Source organism: Bacteroides sp. OF03-11BH, from assembly GCF_003604005.1.
In the GTDB taxonomy this organism is placed as follows: Bacteria; Bacteroidota; Bacteroidia; order Bacteroidales; family Bacteroidaceae; genus Bacteroides; species Bacteroides ovatus.
Map to the genome: position 1 here is coordinate 1 of NZ_QTMW01000054.1, position 18,574 is coordinate 18,574.

The window sequence follows — 18,574 nt, forward strand, 5'->3', positions numbered from 1 at the left end:
ACCAAACCTCAAAGTGTAAAAGGTGCATTTCTTCGAATGCTTACTTTTTAAGCATTAACAGTGGAAAAAACAATATAATTCTTATATTATATACAATTTGTATTGTATATTTGCGATATGCAAATGCATTTGCTGAATAATTACTAACTTAAAAATATCGTTTTATGAGAAAACAAATTTTAATTTTATTAGGTTTCTCTTTTAGTCTTATTGCTTGTCAGCAAAACGAAGAGATTGGTTCTGTGGAGGATAATGCCAATCCAAACGAACTTACTACTAGAGCTGCTTCTATGAGAAGGGTTCCTACACAAGCGGAAAAGGATAATCTTAAAAAGGATTTCCCAAATTTAGATGTAAATAATATTTCTGTAACAGGAGAAGCAACAGGTACATATAATTGTATTGCTTATTCTATGGGGATAACTAACAAATGGATTGACCCAGAATCTTTTTACAATGATTTTATAGAACAGTATAAAAATGCTAAAACTTTATATGGTTCGTCTTGTAATTATGAACAGACTAGTACAGAAGGTAGCAATGCTACTGTTGATGGTTGGGGAACAAGTAGTATAGATATGACTCATGGAAGTGTTGTATATAGTAGCGGTACTTGGGAGTCAAAACTTGGGCGTTATTTGCGTATTACCCATAAAAGGAGTGAGCTATCTGGCACTTTGTATGGTAGAATTTTGGTTTCTTTTATCGAGAGTAGAACAAAGACTGATATGTCGGAGATAAAGGAACTTGCAAAACAGATAGCACAAGAAGATATTGAACTTTCTGATGCAGAAAAACAAGCTGTCATTGATAAAGCTGCAAATATTAATTGTGAGGTAAAGACTAAGTTTAACGATTTGTTTAATTCATGGAACGAAGAAATTTCAATAAATCCACAAACTAAATATAGTTCAAGTACTCTCGCTTATACAACATTACCACAGTTTAAAGAAATGCAAGCGATGGGTAAAAATATTATTCCGTTAATAATGGAAAAACTTTTAGATGAAGATAATTTCTTTTTGCTTCCTCTATATGATGCTATACAGACTGATTCTCAATTAAAAATAAGCTATAAGAAAGGTGATGCAAAGATTCTAGAAGGAGAACAGAATAAGGCTAAAAGAACAGTTCGTCTTTGGCTAAGTCTTTCGGGAAATTAAGTAAAATATAACTGACTTTTTGGGATAAATAGCTCTTAACGTAATATGCTGTAAGAGCTATTTATATATTTACCTAAAAGTTTTTGGCATCATGGATTTGTTTTCTCTTCGTCCTTTTGTATATGTGGCGTATTCGCGTGCGTCAGAAAGTAAATCTACGTGAACTCTATTGTGTATTTGTTTCTAAGGACATAATTTTAAAACTATATTTATGAAAAAAAAATTCTATTCTTTTTGGGGCGTAAGTCAATTATTGGTAGGAGCAATGACTATTGGTCTTGTCTCTTGTGAAAAAAGTTCTGAACTTTTATATGATTTTTCGGAAACATCAGAAAGTTCAATCCAGTCAAGAGCTATCTCTGTTGCTGACTCTGTGAGTCTGTTTTCTAATATAGATGAGTTTAAAAAAAAGCCAGAAACGAAATCTTATTCTTATTATCCTGAGACAGATGAATTTTATTCATCAAATATGTATGCTGTTAGAGAGCTTCCTTTTGCGTTGAAAGTCAGAGGAGGTGGAGTGGTTGGACAGCCTTATCTTTCTACTCAAGGAATGAGAAAAGAATTGATACTTTCAGCTTATAGTTCTTCAAAATTCTATTTAAAGATTTTGCCACCTAGTAGTGGAATACCATATTTGATTTATTCAAAGTCTTATAATAAGCCATTGGTTTGTGGTCAATATAACAATGACCCAAACAATAAACTTGTTTTTGTTTGGGACTCGGAAGATATAAGTTCTGGAAGTTGGGACCTTATACCATCAACATATAAAGGATATTTTAATATTGAAAATCAGACATATTTAGGAACGGCAGACCCCAATAATCCTTGGAGTGTGTTTAATTATTCTATAGAAGTAAAGAGTAATGGGCAGGTAGGGTATGCAAAATATAATAAGCAACCACAGCAAGAGTTTCTATTAGAGTTTCAGGATAAATTTAAAGTAAAAGAAATAGCATTTGAACCTAAAGCTGTAGTGACGGAATTAGACCCTGTTGTTGTGTATTCAAATGGTCAGACAGGAGCAGTTGCTGGACCATCAAATATTACAATTTATGCAAAAAAAGATGTAAAAGATACTTCTTGTTATACAGAAAAAGGAGCTTTGAAAATTCCAATGGCAAATGAAGAACAAATGTTTTTACGTCCTGCAATAATAGCCGGGCAATTTATTGCCCCTGGCAATTTTAGTAGTGGGGAAATGCCTGATTCAACAATATTTTTGCCTAGAGCTCCTTATACTTCCACAACGTATGAGATACCTAAAACATTATCGGTGACTATTCCGGTAGAAGTTGATGAGCCATCTTTAATTAAAGTAACGACTTATTTAAAGAAATATAGTGTAAAGGCTGACTATACTATTACTATGACTTATCGTAATGGAAATGAGGCTAATGATAGAGAAGTTAAATTTAAAGGTTCTTGGTATGGAATAATAAATACTACATCAAAGGCAAAACCAGACGAAATAGTAACAATTCCTTTAGAAGAATATATGAAAAGTTTATCTAATAATAATCTGCAATAAGAAAAGATTATGAAATCAATATTATATATAATAATTTTATCTGTTATAGCTCCATTGTTTATAGCTTGTTCAGAGGATTTGAACTTATGCGCACAGCAAAATACAGTGGTTGAAACTGATTATTCATGTGATGATGTGATTCTTCAAGAACGTAATCCATCTCTTCCAGATGTTATTACAGGACAACCTTCTTTTGATGAAGAGTTGACAAGAAGTGGTGAGATGATTGGGGGAACTGATAAATATCTAGGTTATGGTTATAAATTGCTTAAGGGGAATTATATACCAAGTGATTTTGATAACTTTACGCATTCCATACTTGATATTGAATCTCTAAAAGAATATGATGAATCATATATTGATGAAAATTATCCTAACTGGAACGACCAGTCATCGTTTGCTTATTATGATTTTAATAATTATACGCATTTTTCATCAATAAGTAAAACTGTGAAAAGTGGATTTTCTTTAAATCTAGGATTTTTTTCTATAGGGAAAAAGAAAACGACAACCGAAACATTTAGAACTTTTATTAATGAATCAAAAGAACAAGCTTATGGGGAAATGAATATATTGTTTGCTCATGGCAAATTTACCTTGTTAAGTTCCAATGGTTCTAATAAAGTGTTTGCAAGGCAGTTTTTAAGAAGGTCTTTTATTAATAATTTATATACCTCTCCTATATCATCTATCATTGATTCATATGGAGATTTTGTTGTTGTTGGTTATTATACAGGTGGAAGAGCTTTTGCGCAATATATGGGTAATGCGGATTCAAATACGAATGTTGAACAGAAAACTAAATCCTTAGAGAAAAATATTAATGCTTCACTTGTATATAAAGGTGATTCACTTAATGGGTCGTTCGGATTTAATGGAAAGGATGGTACTTTTGATTCTACAGTTTACAAAAGACAAGATATATTTATACGTGTAAAAACATTGGGTGGTATTCAAGATGAAACAGGTGTAGTGAATACTACAATGGCACTTAAAGACATAAATATAAACTTGCAATCTTGGAGAAAATCATTAAATGATTCAAAAAATCATACAGTGATTGATTTAATAGAAGAAGGATTATATCCAATGTCGGATTTTGTACTGGAAAGAAACTTTCAAAGACGTTTTGATGATACTTCTAAGGAAATTCTTCTTCCTGTTACAAGACTTTATACTCCGTCTATTACGATTGCAAGAGTATTGACAAAGACATCTGCTTCGGGAGAAAGTTTATATGATGTAGCTGCTGTGTTAACAACAAGACAGGGTGACCAAATAGTATTGAGTAAAAGTAATGCTACGGATGCGGAATTAAGGCAAAATGAAGATGATAATGTTTTTATCAAAAAAGCCCAAATTATATCGGCAGAAATATCAAGGTATTTCAGCTCTGATATTCAGATAAGTTATAATACTAGAAAGCGTATTAATCCTCAAATGCGTTCTCCGCTATGTATGGTTTTGGAGAACTTCAATGAAAAAGGTTTCTGTAAGTACTATCATGAGGCAACTAATATGGAATATTTATACGACCCAACTACCAAACTCTGTTTTTCATTTTTTGCAGATGAAAGAGATGAGAGTTTGCTGGAAGTATATGGTCTTAGTTCATGGGCTTCTAATTTAGTAGAAAAACAGATTTCAATAGCAACATTAGCAAATCTATACACAATTATAGGATTGTAATTTTGAAGTCTGGTATTTATATTAATATAATCTATTTTAATACATGGTACATTATTTTAAACAATCTTGCTTATTAATGCTTTGGGCATTATTTTTAGTAAACATAAGTTTTACAAGTTGTGATGATAAAAATCCAGAGGTACAAATAGGAGAACTTACTCCCCAAAAACTATATCAAACCTCATGGCGTGGTACAGGTCGTTGTGATGCTTGGGTAGTTCCCAATATGGGAGTAGGTATGCAATTTATAGATACTCAATCGGGGAAAGTAAATTGGGAAAGTTACGATGAAATTGATATTACTTACAAAATAGAAGGAAAATATATCATATTTAATAGCAATGCTTTATATTTAGGTGGTGCTCCTTGGGTTATTAAAAGCTATACCCAAAAACATATAACTCTTATACAAAATGAAGCAAGTCCAGATAAAGAGAAAGTAGCTATAATAGAATTAGATAGGATAGATTGATTTCGATTGTATTGTTAAAAGGTATGTATTTGGATGCTCTCTTTTCATATTATAAGTATTTGTTATTATACTGGTATCATTTTTATGAAATGGACATAGGGAAAAGAAGATTCTCGTGTTGCTCTTTCTGGGTTTCGGGGAGTGAAGGATATTAATCACATATTCATATTATTTATATATAATATGGCATTTTGTCCTTCTTCTTTTTCCCTATAGTTTTATGGTATCAATTCTTTGTGTCCGGCTTCCAGCAGCTTTTTGTATTTGGTATCAAAAAGGAGTTCTTCAGGGTGTACCAGGGACGATAATTCGGTATCATTTCATCATGCTATATACGCCCATCAGTGCCAGAACTCCAAAAGAATAGGTATCACAAATTCTTTAAAGTAATATTGGAAAATAAAAGAGAGTATTTTGTACTCTCTTTTATTTTATTAGGGCTGTAATAAATTGATGGCTTTTTGAAGATTAGCTTCTAGCTCTTTTTTAGCGTTTGACATAGCATCCTCATAGTTTTTTTCTGATTGTCTTATAATTTCTATTATAACAGAATTATAATTGGCTTTTTGCGCTTCATCTTCTTCTGTATTAGAAATCAGATAAAACTTTTCACTAAATATTAAATCTATAAAAACATAGTTAGAATAAAAATTCAGCACTTGAAATAAAAGTTTTAGGCTGCCCCCTTTTCCTAGTTCAAGATTTGAAATCGCATTTTGTTTACAGTTCAGCTGTTCTGCTAATTGAGCTTGGGAATATCCTATATGCTCTCGGATTTGCTTTAACCTTGTGCCTAAAATTGGTAATGTAATGTTATACATATTGTTCTATTACTGTTTCTACTTCGTCGTATATTCTCTTAAAGTTTTTTTGCAGTAATTTCTCTCTATTATCTGCTGTCCCAAAGTTATATACTTTTGGCAGTTCTTTGTAGGCTTCTTCTTCTTTCTTAATTTTTTTTAAATCTAAATTGGTTTTGCAATGGTACATCGCTGTTGGAAAATTATCTTCTTGTCCAAAATCTAATGCAACTTGCCCTACTAATGTACCAGCTTGTAATGAAGATATTTTGGATGCCGGGATAACAAAATCCATTTGTTCATTCATATTAATTGTTGTTTCGTTTCTTCTGATAGTAACACCTTCTTTTACTTGCTTAACTTTTCCAAATAGTTTTTGTAGCCAATCTAAAGTTTCAGGAGCTTTAGCTTGCCCGGATAAAGTGTTACCTATAATAGAAGTTATAGTTTTTGCGGTAGCTTTGCCGTATTGTTCTTCTAATTGCGGTAGTTCCTGTAATCCCAAACAAATTGAAACCTTATTGCTACGTGCAGTAGAAAGTAGTGTTGCAAGTTGATAAAAATATAATGTGGGACATTCATCTACTATGATTGAAGTAGGGTAGTTACCTTTTGTATTGACAAGTCTAGTTAATCGGTTAATGATAAGTGCATTTAAAGCACTATTCATGCTTTGTGTTTTAGGGTTATTTGCAATGATAAGATAACTAGGGTCTTTTTTATCTGATACTTTTAAATTGAAATCATTGCCACTAAATACCCAAAAAGATTCTTTAGTAGCCAGTCTTGATAACTGTACTTTTAGACTTGCCATCTGTCCTTCTAATTGGTCCACTGCTCCTGATTTATATGCAGCTTCAAATGGGGAAACTAGTGATTTTAATTCAGGTTCGGAAAAGAGGACTTTAAAAAGTACGTCATATTCTTGATTAAGGAAAGCCAGTACATGCGGTAAATCTGAATATTTGCCATTCTCGTATCTAGACCAAAAATAAATAGAAGCTGCTAACAAGTTTACTGCTGATGTTTTAAAAAAATCGCTATTACCTCCACTTCCTTTGTCGCCTTTTTGTAAACTCTCATATAATGCTTCTGCCGTTTCTGTTGCATCTGCTAGGATTTCTATATATTCTCGTTTCAATGGGTTTATTCTTCTACTATATTCAATATCAGAAAAATTAATGACATTGAACTTGAAATTACTTGGTATTTTTCCTAATTGCTTGTTCTTTTGATAATTATAATATGCAATTTTGGCAAGTTCAGGAAATTTGAAGTCGTAAACAACTTCTGCAAATCCTTTAGCTGAATGTTGTCTTATAAAAGAATTTATAACAGAAAAAGATTTACCACTTCCAGGCGTTCCTATTACGAAAGTTCCACGAAAACAGTTACATATATTCAGCCACCCATTATGCCACTTTCTATTGTAGAAAAACTTCATCGGAATATTGACAGAGAATTCTGTTTCTACCTTGTCTTTAGATTGTTCAAAGCTTTCATTCTCTATATTAAATCTATCTTTCATAAAGTTTGATTTAATACGTTTGGAAATGTTATCTAGAGCTGAATTTATTAATGTCGCTCCAATTATTGATAGTATAATGTAAGCTATATTATACCATTCTAAACTAGTTTCTCCTTTTTCTTTAAAGAAAAGAAAGCATATACTTCCAAAGAACATTATGAATCCAAAGATTAAAGGAAAAATGATTTGTTTAGTCGGGTCTAATTCTAAATCCTTTTTTGAACGTGTTCCAATGCAAGTAACCATTATAATAAAGAATGTAAATAGTTTACTATAAAGAATATTAGAATAGATAGGAATTTTTGCCATTTTTGATAATAAGGGCATAATTTGTTCACTAAAGGGAAAATGAACAAATAGTAGAATCTCTATGCAAACAGTTATATAAATGAATGCTTGCATGAATCCATATAGTTTTTGTAATTCTTTGCTTTCTTCCATGATTTAATCGGGTATTTTAACTTTTTCAGGTTCCTCACATTGAAAAGCCTTGAAATCTTCTATAGCTAATTTCAAGTCTTCTAAAAAATTGCTATTGCAACCTTTTTCTACTGCTATCTGGTAATATGCTTCCATTGCTTGGACGGAACAAATATCTGTTCCGCATATTACAAAAGCTGGAATGTCTTCTAATAGGCACTTGTGTAATAATCTTTTTTGGTCTTTCATTTTATTAATTCAAATGAAAATACCACTCTTTTATGCAGTGAGAGTGGTATTGGTTTTTATTTTTTGGTATCATAATAATGTTCTCTTATCGTCCATGCCGGGCAGAACCCGGAAAAGTACGGTATCAAATACCTTCCCGGTTTCTCTCCAGTGCAGGCAGAAAAGGTATCAATTCTACTGGTAATTTTCCTGTCCGAATATATGTTGAACCATTGCATAATTTTCACCACTGTTAGACTTATGCAGCTTATCATCAATAAAAATTTTTACTTCGACTGTCTTAGGTAGCTGTAAATTTTCAAGGTTTTCTTCATCTTTAGGTATAGGGTAGGCAGATAGCCATAAATATGTTCCTTGTTTGGCTTCTTGCTCAAATGTGAATGGACTTTCTACAATAGTTTCTTTGGCAGCTTCTTCGGGAGCTTCGGAAGAAATATCTACTCCTACTGTATAATGTATTAGAAGTTTGAAATTTTCTGGGTCGCTTACGGTAGCTTCATAACGTACTTTTCCTGTATCTCCTGTAGGTGGAGTATCAGGGTCGTTGTTATCGTCTTTATTGCATCCAGACAACATAAGGCTTAAACCAATCATTACTAATGATAAATACTTTTTCATATTGTTTCTTTTAAATAGTTGATAATTCAATGTGTATCGTTCCATTTGCAGCATTATATGCTACTTCCTCAATATTGGTGAACCGTCTTATTGATTCTTTCCATTCTTCTGTTTGTGGATTGTGGTAATATTCTTCTTCTAATAGACTTATCAAATTATTTATTTGTTTGTCAGATAGATAAATCTTTTCTCCAACCCTTGGAACTACAGGTAATTGGATTGGTATAGAAATATTGTTCACACCATCTATAGGAATATGGATGTTTATTTCTATCATAGCCATTTCATGTTTAGTATATTTTTGGACGGCTTAAATTTAACAACTTCCTTTTCTGGAACTTCTACAGGTTCTCCAGTTGCCGGATTTCTAGCTATCCGAGCTGGCTGAATAATCTTTTTGAAAGTACCAAAATCTTTTATAGAAACATCTTTTTCTCTTAGATTTTGAGATAATTCTTTGAAAAAACTATCAATTATTTCTGCTACTTCTTTTGTTGGTTTATTTGCCTTTTCAGCAACCATTTTGATTAAATCAGTCTTATTCATTTGCATATCAATAATATTTAATTACTTAAATCACTTAAACAAATTTCAGGAATAATTTGGGTATAGTCTTCTGTATCTGGTCTATAATGTATTGATTCAACTATATTGACCTCACAGATAACATCATATACCCATGCTTTAAAATTCCCTTCTAAATCATCTTCACCATCATTGAATTTATTAAAATCACTTTTAGCTTCATCTGTTAGATATTCTAATAAATTTTGATAGGTAAATTCATTCTGAAACATTATAATGTGAGGTGAAATTTCTTCGCCTATCCTTGGAAGATGCGGAAAATTCCAATCACCCTTTACCTTCATTCCTCTCTCTTTAAAAAAATGGCTATAAATTATAAATTCTATTTTCATATTAGTTTTATTTTAAAATCATCGTTCAGTACAAGCTTTCTTTCCATCGGTTGCCCGTTTTTATCATGAAATCCAGTTAACACAGGTGTTTCTTTTTTCTCGCAAAGTTCTATTGCTTCTTCGGGAGTTATAGAACGTCCTGACATTTCACGCCAAATGACAAAATCACATTTTATGGCTTCATTTCTATAGTTGGAACAATTATAGGCTTTTTTGTTTATATATAAGTTTCCTCCACACTTAGGACACTTACACAATGTATTGTCAAAAGAAATATCTAAGTTCTCTGTTAGAACCAGCCGTGAAGAAAAATCATTTCCTTCTCTTGATTTAAATCCAGTCATAAACGGTGTTTTTTTTCCTCTGGCAAGTATTTCTGCTGCTTCCAATGGTATTTCTCTTTGTGCAATAGTTTTGGGTATATAGAGGTTACAAACTCTGTTGTTGTCCTTGTCCTTTTGTGAATACCCTTTACAAGCATATCCATTTAGTAAAATTTCAATTTCTCTACCACACACAGGACACGGAGTTTCTAATACTTCATTTACGAAAGAAGGAATAACGATTCCATTTTCGATAGTCAGATATGCAGAAAAAGGAACTCCTTTTTTATTATGGAAGTCATGAAATATATCTGTTTTCCCTGTTGTTATTAATTGCCTGGCTATTTCTTCTGTAATCTCTTTTCCCCAATATGAATGATAAATATTAAATGTACATTTGTCATTCATGTTTTTGAAGTAATTACAGGAATATCCTAAACTGCCTTTCATTATGTGTCCTTTCTGGCAAATAGGGCATAAGCCTAAATCTTTGATTGTATCATTATCCATTTAATATCCTCCTTTACTAATCCATTTAATACCGTTTAAAATATTATCTACTTTTTGTTTCCCACTATTTACATATTTAAATTGTCCGGGTACAAGTGTTTTTAGTACTCCAGCCCTTTTAGCGGATTTCATTTGTCGGCATACAGCGTATGCAAGTCCTCGCATTCGTCTAAGTTCATTGACCACATGAATACATAAATCTATCCTTTGCTTATTATCCATAAGATTTTTTTCACCGCCTTGCAATGCTATATTGTTTATGTATATCATTAAATCTACACTTCGACTGATAAGCTCATACTCTGTTTTTGCAATTATGGTTAATAATTTAGGGTCTCCAACTGCATATTTAGCTGCTTCGGATTGGTATTTAGCTATGTCTCTAGCTAAGGTTGAAGCATAAATAATATCTTTTCCATTTTTCACAACTGCATTAACTGTAGAAAGATAGTTGTATGTCTTCTCCTGTAAGGATTGAATTTGATTCATTTTTTGTTGGATTAAAATTTGAAAGTTGCGGATTTTTGTTTCCTCACTTTGTATGTCTTTCAATACACCTTGTTGCTCCTGATGGGAATAAACCAATGTTCCAATCATTACCGGGTCAATGACAATAGATTGTGCTAGTCCTTTTATGTTGCCTAACAGTAACATTAGGGAAAAAAATAAAAGCACTCTTTTCATATCATTATCTGTTTGTAAATTCATATATTCCTTTTTTCTTTTTTTGTTCTTCTACTCTATTTCTGATGGTTTGAATTATATCACTATTAGCTTTAAGACCATTCATCAGTAGTTCTGGTGTTGATTTATCGCCAGAATAAATGTAGATATTGGTGTTGTTTATTAAAGACTGGATAAAACTTTGCTTTTCTTCATAATCATATACACGATATAATTCTATGTAGTTAATCCTTTTTGAAAGCACTCCTTGATATATTTTTATTTGCTCTCTAGTTATAATCCATTTTGTACAAAGTAACATTGAAATATATCTGTAGAAAATTATAAATATCAACAATACTAATATCGTTCCACTGATAAATTTTAATAATTCATGTTCTCTTATATATTTACTAAAAATGAATACGAAAATCGCTAATGTGATTAAAAGGAAATTCTTCATTAACCAATATCGGAATTTAGGCTTTAATATAATATCATCAGAAGCTATGTTTGTTCCATCATTCATAACTTAATACTTTTTTTTTGTTCATGTTGTTTCATTAGAATTTCATTGAAATCTTTTGCTTTTTCTGCTTTATGAGAAATCATAGGAGCTATTATTTTGCTTTTTTCCCTAAAACTTTCTAGTGAAACGTCATTTTTGTTAATAGTGAATTCTCTACCCTTAGTTTTAAACAGCACATCATCTTTATTTTCTTTTATTGTCATTTCTGTATTACTAATGATTCCAGACACTTTAATGTCATACAAATTACCGTTTAAATCATTATCAAAACAGGTATGTACTTTAGCTTGTGGGTATCGCAATAAAGTGTTTTTTATTTGATTAACTGAAATGTACCCTCCTACACTACAAAAAACACTTTCTTCTAATTTGATTTTGTTAGCATTGAGCTGATAGAAGCTCATAGCATCTAAAGCGGATTCTGCAAAGTATATATGTTTTGCCATTTGGGGGTGTGGGCAAAAATCAGCAATCCAAAGCGAGTTACTTTTATCACCTCCGGCAGCCATTCCTTTGAATCCATAGTTTCTTAATTCGTAATTTGTTACTTTGTTGTCTTTATCTTTTGGATTAATATAGGGAAAACCTATATTATAATAATTGCCGTTTCCTTGTAAGTCTTTAACCCTTGTGATAAATGGTAGAAACTTTTCTACGACTTGATGATTTATATTTCTTTCATTTGTGAGAAATCTTAAATCAGCGAGTGTAGTAGGAAATTCTTTATATCTATCTCTGTCAAAAGATTTGTTTTCTGCTTTTACAACTTTGAATGCTTCATATTTAGGACTATAAGGCTCATTTGCGTAATGTCCTAAAATCATATTGATTCGCACAAATGTATTTTGATGTTGGAATTGTGGGAAGTCGTTAATATGATTTTTGATGAACTGAATTAAATCTCCACCTTTATAATTCCTATCATAGTAGTGTTCTTGTACACTATGAGGATTCTTGATGATGATTTCATCCAACTTGTTACCTGCTCCGTCTGTCAGTTTAAAAACAGGCGAAACCTTTCCTTTGCTAATGTCTTGTTTATATCCTAAATCTTCAAGTATTTGAATGATGGATATTTTAGCCTTATAATCGTCAAATGTTAGCATAATATTATAGTTTCATTGTTGGAGTATCATTATTTTTTCCGTAGGTTCTACCATATCCGAGAATAGATGCTTCTTGCTTCGCTGTTGCTTTAATAGAACTATCTATTTTATCCATTTGGGTAGATATTTGTTCTCCGACAGTTTGTTTAGTAGCTTCCCTAGAGCTGGAATATGTTTTTTCTACTTCCTTGTAAGAAGCATAATCTTTAGAAAGTTTATGTTTCTCTAAAAAGGCAGCCATTTCGGTGGGTTTATCTTTAAAAATTTCATCAATCCCTTTAGCTCCTTTTTGGGCTACAAACTCTAATCTTTCTTTATCAGATATATATCTTTCTTTCCCTATTGTTTGTTCTTTCTTTTCAGTCGCTTTAATTTCTATAGTATTTGCATCTTTGATTGATAATCCATTTCTGGCATTCAAATCTAGTTTTACTTTTGCAGCTTTGTTTAGTTCCTCGTTTACAATGGTAATTTCTTTTCCATTTTTGAGATTTTCTTGCTGCATAGGAGTAAGCTCTATTCCTCCAAGTTTTTGGGGAATATGAATGTCTTTTGCTTTTATTGATACTATCTCATTAGTATCTTTGTCACGTTGGTGCAATGTTCTTTCTCCTTTTGAATTAGTCTTTACTACGACATTATCAGCTTTTAGGGCTTTTATTTCATCCTTAGTAAAGGATAAATCATTTTTTATTTCTTGTCGTTTAGGAATGAGCAAGATAGCAATCCCAGCGATTGGGTAAACTACTGTAATAGCTGCGATTGCTAGTTTTCTAGCATTGATACCATCAATTTTGATGCGTTTACCTTCTTCTTTGAAATCAATTTCGTTGGTTTTTAATTTAGATTTATTTTCAGGTGTATTCTCGGCTGTTATATATTTAAGAGTTGTTGCTTTCCCCTCAAAATGGAGTTTTCCATTTTCTGTTTTATAAGACACTTTTTCATTGTCTAGAAGTGTTCTATTACCGGGAGTATCTTCAATGGAAAAATTTAGCATACCTGTTTTTTTCCCATTTTTGATGTTTGCAATATCTTCGGGGCTTAAATTTTCCGGTTTAACTCCTACTTCATTAAACTTGTTCCAGTCTATATCAACATATGAACCTTTACCATCTAGGGTTTGGTTTTGTTCATAAGCATATCGATAAAGGTCTTCTCCTTTATATGCAATTTTATTTTCAAGGTCAATGACTGTAAATCCGTCTTTATATCCTTCATTCTTGTTAGTACCTTGTTTTATATCATCCCATTTTATAATTGCAACATTGTGGTTTTCTCGTAAATATTGGCTATATTCTTGGAAATTATTGCTAGCTTGTTCTTTATCAAAGAAACTGATTATTCTTTCTTTAGATTGCTCTAATAAAGATTCTCTATTATCTCCTAAATTGCCAAGTTTAAGTGTATTCAGTGGATAAGTATATGTTTCATTACCTTTGGAAAAGGTAATATCACCATTCCGATATTCTTCTGAATATCCAAGAATTGCTGCTATTGCTCGGAATTGTCCGGCATTTTCATAACTATATTGCAAAGCTTCAAATTTTTTCTTTTCTTCCATTTTATAATTTGAATTTATGTTCTACTTTAGATTGCGATTCATTTCCAAGTGTTGTTTTTTGTCCTTTCATGTATTCTATATATTCATTTCTGTTTTTATCAGTATGAATAGTTCCTATAATTTGTGGGTTATGCCGGTCATAAGCTATTTTCTGTTTCTGCTCGAAGTCTAGGAATTTTATTCCTCTTGGATTATTTAAATCTAATCTTATGGCAATTTTTTCTTTGTCAACATTCAAAATTAATTCCTTACCTGATTTTAGAGTTTCCTTTTGTTGCTTATCCAGCTCAACACCTTTTATGTTTGAAGGTATTGAAATACTTTTGATTTTTGTTTTAAGCAATTCGTTTGTTTCAGGGTCTAATTGTACGAGATATTTTTCATTGTTAATAGTTTTTGTTATTATCTCGTTATCTTGAAGTCGTTCTAACTCCTTTGGTTTAAGGTTTATATCATTCATTATTTCTGGTCTGACTGGATGAACTTTAACGCCAGCATTGTTGCTATCTTTCCAGTACAAACTTATTTTTCCTTTCATACTTATTTCTTCTCCATTATTATCGTGAAAAGAAAGGTCTAGTAAACTGGTTCTCTTTCCAGATAATAGAGCTGTGATATTTGCCTTATCCAAAGACCATATCTGTTTTTTTGATATTCCTATTAGTTCTAATTCTTTATATGGAATATCATTTTCATTAAAAATAGCTTGCTTTTTATCCATGTAATGTATATTTTTGCTCAAAAGTAATAAAAATATCAATATGAAGAATAAATTTATCATGTTTTTTACTTATTCATTGTTTTTTTCAGTGAATGGCTACTGTCAGTTTAATACGGTATTACAGAAAAAGGATATTCCTAAAGCGGAACCTGTATTAGCAACGACAGAAAATAAATTGATAGAAGAAAAAGAAAAGGCTGTTGTCGTCAATGATGCTTTGACTACAGAACGACTTGCATACTGGAAGCAAAGAAGGTATTTATCTTTGCCCATTGATTCAATGGTGATAACTTCCCATTATGGTAAAAGAAAAGACCCATTTACTGGAAAAATAGCAAATCATAGAGGGATAGACCTTAAAGGCAACAACGACTATGTTTATTCGATAATGCCGGGAATGGTTGTAAAAACAGGAAAAAATAAAGGGTTGGGCAATTATGTAGAAGTGCGTCATGGTGATTTTACTTCTATCTATGGGCATTTATACAGTGTGCTTGTAAATGCGAAACAAGCTGTTGAAGCTGGGCAACCAATAGGCATTAGTGGAAGTACCGGGCGCAGCACAGGAGAACACTTACATTTTCAAATGGAATACAAAGATAAAACTATAGACCCTAAGCCAATTCTTGATTATATTAATGAGGTAATCAGAACCGTTAAAGGACAAATTTCACAGCAAATAGATAATGAGTTAAGACGCAAATAAATAGAAAAAGAGGATTGGAAAAGCCAGTCCTCTCTTTTTGGAAGAATCAGAAGAAACCTTTTTTTAATCCTTTTTCTTGTCTTTGAACTTTTTCTAGTGAAGATTGAAGTTGTGACAGAGCTTCTTTCATTCCTTTTTTTACTTCAGGATTCGTTACGGATTCAATAAGCTCTTTTCCTCTTTGAATGTTAGTGTTAAGTATTTCTTTATTCTTCATCTGTTTTGAACGACTTTCATCTATAAAAATAGATGGCATACTTTTGCAACTCCATTCACCATTTACTAGATTGAAATCTTTAATTCTTTCTTTCGCTAAGTAGGTGTGGATAGAAATCTTATCTACAGCCTTATCACTGTATAATTGATTTGCAGATTTCATTAGTCCATTTACGGCTTTGTTATGTGAATCAATATCGGCTAATCGTCCTTGTCCTTTACTTAGTACTTCTTCTTGATACCTGTTGTAAAGTCCTAGTTGGGTAAACTCCTTGGGGGCTGCAATAATATATGCTTCAACTCTAAATCCTGCATCTTTAAATTTTTGTGCTGTCTTTAAAGGTACATCTGGATTTCTCATAGTTCCTTCTATAATAATATTGCATTTCCGTTTAATGGCTTCTTCTATTAGTCTTTCTGTAAAAACGCTAGAAAAAATCTGGGTTTCAATGGGGTATTTAATAGGGTCTTTTATTAGTTCCTTATTGGGGTGAAACTGTCTGTAAAGGTCACCATTAACAGTGAGAAAATCTAAGTTAGGATGGTCTTTCTTTGCAACATTTATAAGAGTGCTTTTTCCGCAAGCTGGTTGTCCACCTAAGATTATAGCAATAGGCTTTTGTGATGATATATTGATGTCCTCAAATAAGCCATCTTTTTTTTGTTCAAAGATGGCTTCTACTTCATAGCGTTGCATAATATGCTTTCAATTTAGGTGCGTAATAGTTTTGTATCTTATCCATGACTGATAAGCGCACATTTTCAGAAACTTCAAACTGCAACAATCCATTTGCTATTTTTTCTTCTGTGTTGAGAACAGAAAGTTCTTTTTGCAGTATTTTTTTTCTGTTTTCATCCTTCTCTTCTGATATTTCATCTATCTTCATCATGCGGAGTGTCCCGATAATGTCGAGCGCAACATCCAAGCTCATTTCTTTATTCATGGTTCATTATAGTTTTATGATTTATACTTCAATAGATTCTGTGAATTTTAATAATGGAATAACTTTCACTGTATGAAATGAAAGTTGGTTAAAAAGCTTATGGGTCTTTAGCATTTCAATCGCTGCATCAGCCGTAACAACACCTTGTTCATAAAGCCGGATTGTTGCATATAACTGGTCATTGGCAACGGGTCCCATTATTAAATCATAGCTGTTTTTTCCTTTTCCTCTGCGGTTATTAACTACAAACTCCAGCCACTCTTTTGTAGCCCCATCAAATCGAAGGACTGAAAACTCTCTATCAAGAATATTATCGGGGACTTCATAAACTGAAACGACCGCTTTTTTACCATGTTCCCGATTTCTTTTGAGTATTGCCCACTTCTTAGCCTGTTCAAAATTAGTTGTCGTATAGAATCCTTTTCCAAAGTCAGTAGCTTTACGCCCTTTCTGTATATTAGGGGATTTGACGGTAACTGTTGAGCCGTGATATAGTTTCATGCCTTTTTATTGATATAAGTTATTATAGTATCTAATATATACTCTGTATCTTGTGTGTGCAGCATTTCAAAATTTTCATATAGAAATTCAAAAACGCCATGATTGGAAAACAGCAAAAGAGTTTCTTTAGCACTTATATTTTTAGTTTCCCTGTAATTTTCAGCACAAAACATTTGAAAAAGCAATATCTTTGGATTGTCCTTTTGTACTTTCTTCTGTTCTGTTTTCTCTTTTTCTAATGCTTCATAAAGTGATAATGTACTTGAATACCATAGTTTTGTGTTCTCGTCCAATAATGCCTTGTACAAATTGGAAGAATATATATAGTATAACGCATCTTCTAAAGGTAGCGTTTTTCTTTTCATGACTGTATCAACCAATTCTCTCATAACAAATGGGAGCATAGCCGAACCAAGTTCATTTTGATATGTTTGATTAGTTTCCATAACTATTTATTTTCTAATTTTATATAGCTATCTTGCTGATGTCTTTAGCAAAGATAGAGAAAAAACAATCATCATAGACCTATTGTATTGATTAGTTTGTAAATAGGTTCTTTGTATTTCTTTAGATTTTTAATTTGTATAACATACTTATTGATTCCTAACTCATTAAAGATTTCTGCGTACATTTTTATTATGGATTTTCTGTAGTAGATGGTTAATCCTACTATTGCAATGCAAATAAAAATCAAATAGACTAGTTCACTATACGCATAGATTGCTAATACAAAAATTCCACCCATAGCCCATAAAAAGCTACTTAAAAGAAATCTTAAGATATTCATGATTTTGTTTGCTGTTCTTTATACTGGCAGCCAAACCAGCTTTAAAAGTTTATTTATCTCTTTATTTTCAATACTCAAAGATAGTAATTTTCTATAAATGTCGCAAATAATAGGACAATTATTTTTGTTAAAAATGGTTTTAGGTTTATAGACTGCCGAAGTTTTATTTTTCCCTAAAGTTTTTGGTATCATAATAATGTTCTCTTATCGTCCATGCCGGGCAGAACCCGGAAAAGTACGGTATCAAATACCTTCCCGGTTTCTCTCCAGTGCAGGCAGAAAAGGTATCAATTAGATGCAATCCTTTTGCTGATGGGCGATAGTTCCTGAATGGTGTCGGTATCGTTTCTTTTATGATGCAGCCGTTTTTCTGTATTCAGATATAGAGAGAAACGACACAAAGAACTTTAGGGAAAAGAAGATTCTTCGTGTTGCTCTTTCTGGAAGTGGAGTATATTAATCATATATTATATGTTTATAGGTTCATATATTATATATTCATATATTATTTATATATAGTGTTTTCTCTTTGTTCTTTTTCCCTAATGTTTTATGGTATCAATTTTTTGTGTCCGGCTTCCGGCAGCTTTTTGTATTTGGTATCAAAAGGTCGT

22 protein-coding genes are annotated in these 18,574 nt (G+C 31.9%); 5 read left to right on the plus strand and 17 right to left on the minus strand.

Translation table 11 applies throughout. The features are described 5' to 3' along the window. Nucleotides 1-164 precede the first annotated feature (164 nt). From DXA54_RS24265 to DXA54_RS24280, 4 genes are all read left to right on the plus strand, one after another. Nucleotides 165-1,163: a hypothetical protein gene (locus DXA54_RS24265; protein ID WP_004295351.1), complete on the plus strand. Its 999-nt coding sequence runs from the start codon at nucleotides 165-167 to the stop codon at nucleotides 1,161-1,163. A 211-nt stretch (nucleotides 1,164-1,374) separates the two neighbouring features. Beyond that, on the plus strand, nucleotides 1,375-2,697 hold the full coding sequence (locus DXA54_RS24270; RefSeq protein WP_005647361.1) for a hypothetical protein: 1,323 nt from the start codon (nucleotides 1,375-1,377) through the stop codon (nucleotides 2,695-2,697). Between the two features lie 9 nt (nucleotides 2,698-2,706). Further along, nucleotides 2,707-4,386 (plus strand): MAC/perforin domain-containing protein, encoded by a 1,680-nt coding sequence (locus DXA54_RS24275; protein WP_007559167.1) that lies wholly within the window; start codon nucleotides 2,707-2,709, stop codon nucleotides 4,384-4,386. 76 nt (nucleotides 4,387-4,462) lie between these two features. Next, nucleotides 4,463-4,858, plus strand: a complete 396-nt coding sequence (locus tag DXA54_RS24280) for a hypothetical protein (RefSeq protein ID WP_004295347.1) — start codon at nucleotides 4,463-4,465, stop codon at nucleotides 4,856-4,858. Nucleotides 4,859-5,292: 434 nt separating this feature from the next. On the opposite strand, the gene DXA54_RS24285 is transcribed toward DXA54_RS24280, so the two are convergent. From DXA54_RS24285 to DXA54_RS24345, 13 genes are all read right to left on the minus strand, one after another. Then, nucleotides 5,293-5,679, minus strand: a complete 387-nt coding sequence (locus DXA54_RS24285; protein ID WP_007559164.1) for a helix-turn-helix domain-containing protein — start codon at nucleotides 5,677-5,679, stop codon at nucleotides 5,293-5,295. Then, nucleotides 5,672-7,627 carry a type IV secretory system conjugative DNA transfer family protein gene (locus tag DXA54_RS24290; RefSeq protein ID WP_004295345.1) on the minus strand — a complete coding sequence of 652 codons (1,956 nt, stop codon included), beginning with the start codon at nucleotides 7,625-7,627 and terminating at the stop codon, nucleotides 5,672-5,674. Before DXA54_RS24290 ends, DXA54_RS24285 begins: the two co-directional genes overlap by 8 nt. Before the next feature lie 3 nt (nucleotides 7,628-7,630). Beyond that, nucleotides 7,631-7,855, minus strand: a complete 225-nt coding sequence (locus DXA54_RS24295) for a hypothetical protein (RefSeq protein ID WP_004295344.1) — start codon at nucleotides 7,853-7,855, stop codon at nucleotides 7,631-7,633. Nucleotides 7,856-8,029: 174 nt separating this feature from the next. Further along, nucleotides 8,030-8,473 (minus strand): hypothetical protein, encoded by a 444-nt coding sequence (locus DXA54_RS24300; protein WP_007559162.1) that lies wholly within the window; start codon nucleotides 8,471-8,473, stop codon nucleotides 8,030-8,032. Between the two features lie 10 nt (nucleotides 8,474-8,483). Beyond that, on the minus strand, nucleotides 8,484-8,756 hold the full coding sequence (locus DXA54_RS24305; protein ID WP_004295341.1) for a hypothetical protein: 273 nt from the start codon (nucleotides 8,754-8,756) through the stop codon (nucleotides 8,484-8,486). Beyond that, nucleotides 8,747-9,025, minus strand: coding sequence for an HU family DNA-binding protein (locus DXA54_RS24310; RefSeq protein ID WP_004295340.1), 279 nt, complete (start codon nucleotides 9,023-9,025; stop codon nucleotides 8,747-8,749). The genes DXA54_RS24305 and DXA54_RS24310 overlap by 10 nt, the downstream gene beginning before the upstream one ends. An 11-nt stretch (nucleotides 9,026-9,036) precedes the next feature. Then, a complete protein-coding gene (locus DXA54_RS24315; protein WP_004295339.1) occupies nucleotides 9,037-9,390 on the minus strand; it encodes a hypothetical protein in 354 nt (117 codons plus the stop codon). After that, a complete protein-coding gene (locus DXA54_RS24320; RefSeq protein WP_007559158.1) occupies nucleotides 9,387-10,223 on the minus strand; it encodes a topoisomerase C-terminal repeat-containing protein in 837 nt (278 codons plus the stop codon). The genes DXA54_RS24315 and DXA54_RS24320 overlap by 4 nt, the downstream gene beginning before the upstream one ends. After that, the gene (locus tag DXA54_RS24325; protein ID WP_007559156.1) at nucleotides 10,224-10,931 is read right to left on the minus strand and encodes a hypothetical protein; all 708 of its coding nucleotides are present in this window, start codon (nucleotides 10,929-10,931) and stop codon (nucleotides 10,224-10,226) included. It abuts the gene before it with no gap. Then, a complete protein-coding gene (locus DXA54_RS24330) occupies nucleotides 10,912-11,415 on the minus strand; it encodes a PH domain-containing protein (RefSeq protein ID WP_005647342.1) in 504 nt (167 codons plus the stop codon). The genes DXA54_RS24325 and DXA54_RS24330 overlap by 20 nt, the downstream gene beginning before the upstream one ends. Next, nucleotides 11,412-12,521, minus strand: a complete 1,110-nt coding sequence (locus DXA54_RS24335) for a toprim domain-containing protein (protein ID WP_007559154.1) — start codon at nucleotides 12,519-12,521, stop codon at nucleotides 11,412-11,414. The genes DXA54_RS24330 and DXA54_RS24335 overlap by 4 nt, the downstream gene beginning before the upstream one ends. Before the next feature lie 4 nt (nucleotides 12,522-12,525). Further along, a complete protein-coding gene (locus tag DXA54_RS24340) occupies nucleotides 12,526-14,085 on the minus strand; it encodes a DUF3945 domain-containing protein (protein ID WP_007559152.1) in 1,560 nt (519 codons plus the stop codon). 1 nt (nucleotide 14,086) lies between these two features. Next, nucleotides 14,087-14,806 carry a DUF4099 domain-containing protein gene (locus DXA54_RS24345; RefSeq protein ID WP_029425721.1) on the minus strand — a complete coding sequence of 240 codons (720 nt, stop codon included), beginning with the start codon at nucleotides 14,804-14,806 and terminating at the stop codon, nucleotides 14,087-14,089. A gap of 40 nt (nucleotides 14,807-14,846) precedes the next feature. Between DXA54_RS24345 and DXA54_RS24350 the strand changes: the two genes are divergently transcribed. Further along, on the plus strand, nucleotides 14,847-15,512 hold the full coding sequence (locus DXA54_RS24350; protein ID WP_007559149.1) for a M23 family metallopeptidase: 666 nt from the start codon (nucleotides 14,847-14,849) through the stop codon (nucleotides 15,510-15,512). 46 nt (nucleotides 15,513-15,558) lie between these two features. On the opposite strand, the gene DXA54_RS24355 is transcribed toward DXA54_RS24350, so the two are convergent. From DXA54_RS24355 to DXA54_RS24370, 4 genes are read right to left on the minus strand one after another with little or no spacing between them, the layout of a single operon-like run. Beyond that, nucleotides 15,559-16,425 (minus strand): zeta toxin family protein, encoded by an 867-nt coding sequence (locus tag DXA54_RS24355; protein ID WP_007559145.1) that lies wholly within the window; start codon nucleotides 16,423-16,425, stop codon nucleotides 15,559-15,561. Next, a complete protein-coding gene (locus DXA54_RS24360) occupies nucleotides 16,412-16,672 on the minus strand; it encodes a hypothetical protein (RefSeq protein WP_005647331.1) in 261 nt (86 codons plus the stop codon). Before DXA54_RS24360 ends, DXA54_RS24355 begins: the two co-directional genes overlap by 14 nt. Before the next feature lie 21 nt (nucleotides 16,673-16,693). Further along, a complete protein-coding gene (locus tag DXA54_RS24365; RefSeq protein WP_005647329.1) occupies nucleotides 16,694-17,173 on the minus strand; it encodes a DUF3990 domain-containing protein in 480 nt (159 codons plus the stop codon). Continuing rightward, nucleotides 17,170-17,619, minus strand: a complete 450-nt coding sequence (locus tag DXA54_RS24370) for a DUF3791 domain-containing protein (protein WP_004295329.1) — start codon at nucleotides 17,617-17,619, stop codon at nucleotides 17,170-17,172. Before DXA54_RS24370 ends, DXA54_RS24365 begins: the two co-directional genes overlap by 4 nt. Nucleotides 17,620-18,574 lie beyond the last annotated feature (955 nt).

Excerpts from the sequence above, each read along its gene's own strand:
- DXA54_RS24265 (WP_004295351.1), top strand. The coding sequence starts at position 165 with ATGAGAAAACAAATTTTAATTTTATTAGGTTTCTCTTTTAGTCTTATT.
- DXA54_RS24270 (WP_005647361.1), top strand. The coding sequence starts at position 1,375 with ATGAAAAAAAAATTCTATTCTTTTTGGGGCGTAAGTCAATTATTGGTA.
- DXA54_RS24275 (WP_007559167.1), top strand. The coding sequence starts at position 2,707 with ATGAAATCAATATTATATATAATAATTTTATCTGTTATAGCTCCATTG.
- DXA54_RS24280 (WP_004295347.1), top strand. The coding sequence starts at position 4,463 with ATGCTTTGGGCATTATTTTTAGTAAACATAAGTTTTACAAGTTGTGAT.
- DXA54_RS24285 (WP_007559164.1), bottom strand. The coding sequence starts at position 5,679 with ATGTATAACATTACATTACCAATTTTAGGCACAAGGTTAAAGCAAATC.
- DXA54_RS24290 (WP_004295345.1), bottom strand. The coding sequence starts at position 7,627 with ATGGAAGAAAGCAAAGAATTACAAAAACTATATGGATTCATGCAAGCA.
- DXA54_RS24295 (WP_004295344.1), bottom strand. The coding sequence starts at position 7,855 with ATGAAAGACCAAAAAAGATTATTACACAAGTGCCTATTAGAAGACATT.
- DXA54_RS24300 (WP_007559162.1), bottom strand. The coding sequence starts at position 8,473 with ATGAAAAAGTATTTATCATTAGTAATGATTGGTTTAAGCCTTATGTTG.
- DXA54_RS24305 (WP_004295341.1), bottom strand. The coding sequence starts at position 8,756 with ATGGCTATGATAGAAATAAACATCCATATTCCTATAGATGGTGTGAAC.
- DXA54_RS24310 (WP_004295340.1), bottom strand. The coding sequence starts at position 9,025 with ATGCAAATGAATAAGACTGATTTAATCAAAATGGTTGCTGAAAAGGCA.
- DXA54_RS24315 (WP_004295339.1), bottom strand. The coding sequence starts at position 9,390 with ATGAAAATAGAATTTATAATTTATAGCCATTTTTTTAAAGAGAGAGGA.
- DXA54_RS24320 (WP_007559158.1), bottom strand. The coding sequence starts at position 10,223 with ATGGATAATGATACAATCAAAGATTTAGGCTTATGCCCTATTTGCCAG.
- DXA54_RS24325 (WP_007559156.1), bottom strand. The coding sequence starts at position 10,931 with ATGAATTTACAAACAGATAATGATATGAAAAGAGTGCTTTTATTTTTT.
- DXA54_RS24330 (WP_005647342.1), bottom strand. The coding sequence starts at position 11,415 with ATGAATGATGGAACAAACATAGCTTCTGATGATATTATATTAAAGCCT.
- DXA54_RS24335 (WP_007559154.1), bottom strand. The coding sequence starts at position 12,521 with ATGCTAACATTTGACGATTATAAGGCTAAAATATCCATCATTCAAATA.
- DXA54_RS24340 (WP_007559152.1), bottom strand. The coding sequence starts at position 14,085 with ATGGAAGAAAAGAAAAAATTTGAAGCTTTGCAATATAGTTATGAAAAT.
- DXA54_RS24345 (WP_029425721.1), bottom strand. The coding sequence starts at position 14,806 with ATGGATAAAAAGCAAGCTATTTTTAATGAAAATGATATTCCATATAAA.
- DXA54_RS24350 (WP_007559149.1), top strand. The coding sequence starts at position 14,847 with ATGAAGAATAAATTTATCATGTTTTTTACTTATTCATTGTTTTTTTCA.
- DXA54_RS24355 (WP_007559145.1), bottom strand. The coding sequence starts at position 16,425 with ATGCAACGCTATGAAGTAGAAGCCATCTTTGAACAAAAAAAAGATGGC.
- DXA54_RS24360 (WP_005647331.1), bottom strand. The coding sequence starts at position 16,672 with ATGAATAAAGAAATGAGCTTGGATGTTGCGCTCGACATTATCGGGACA.
- DXA54_RS24365 (WP_005647329.1), bottom strand. The coding sequence starts at position 17,173 with ATGAAACTATATCACGGCTCAACAGTTACCGTCAAATCCCCTAATATA.
- DXA54_RS24370 (WP_004295329.1), bottom strand. The coding sequence starts at position 17,619 with ATGGAAACTAATCAAACATATCAAAATGAACTTGGTTCGGCTATGCTC.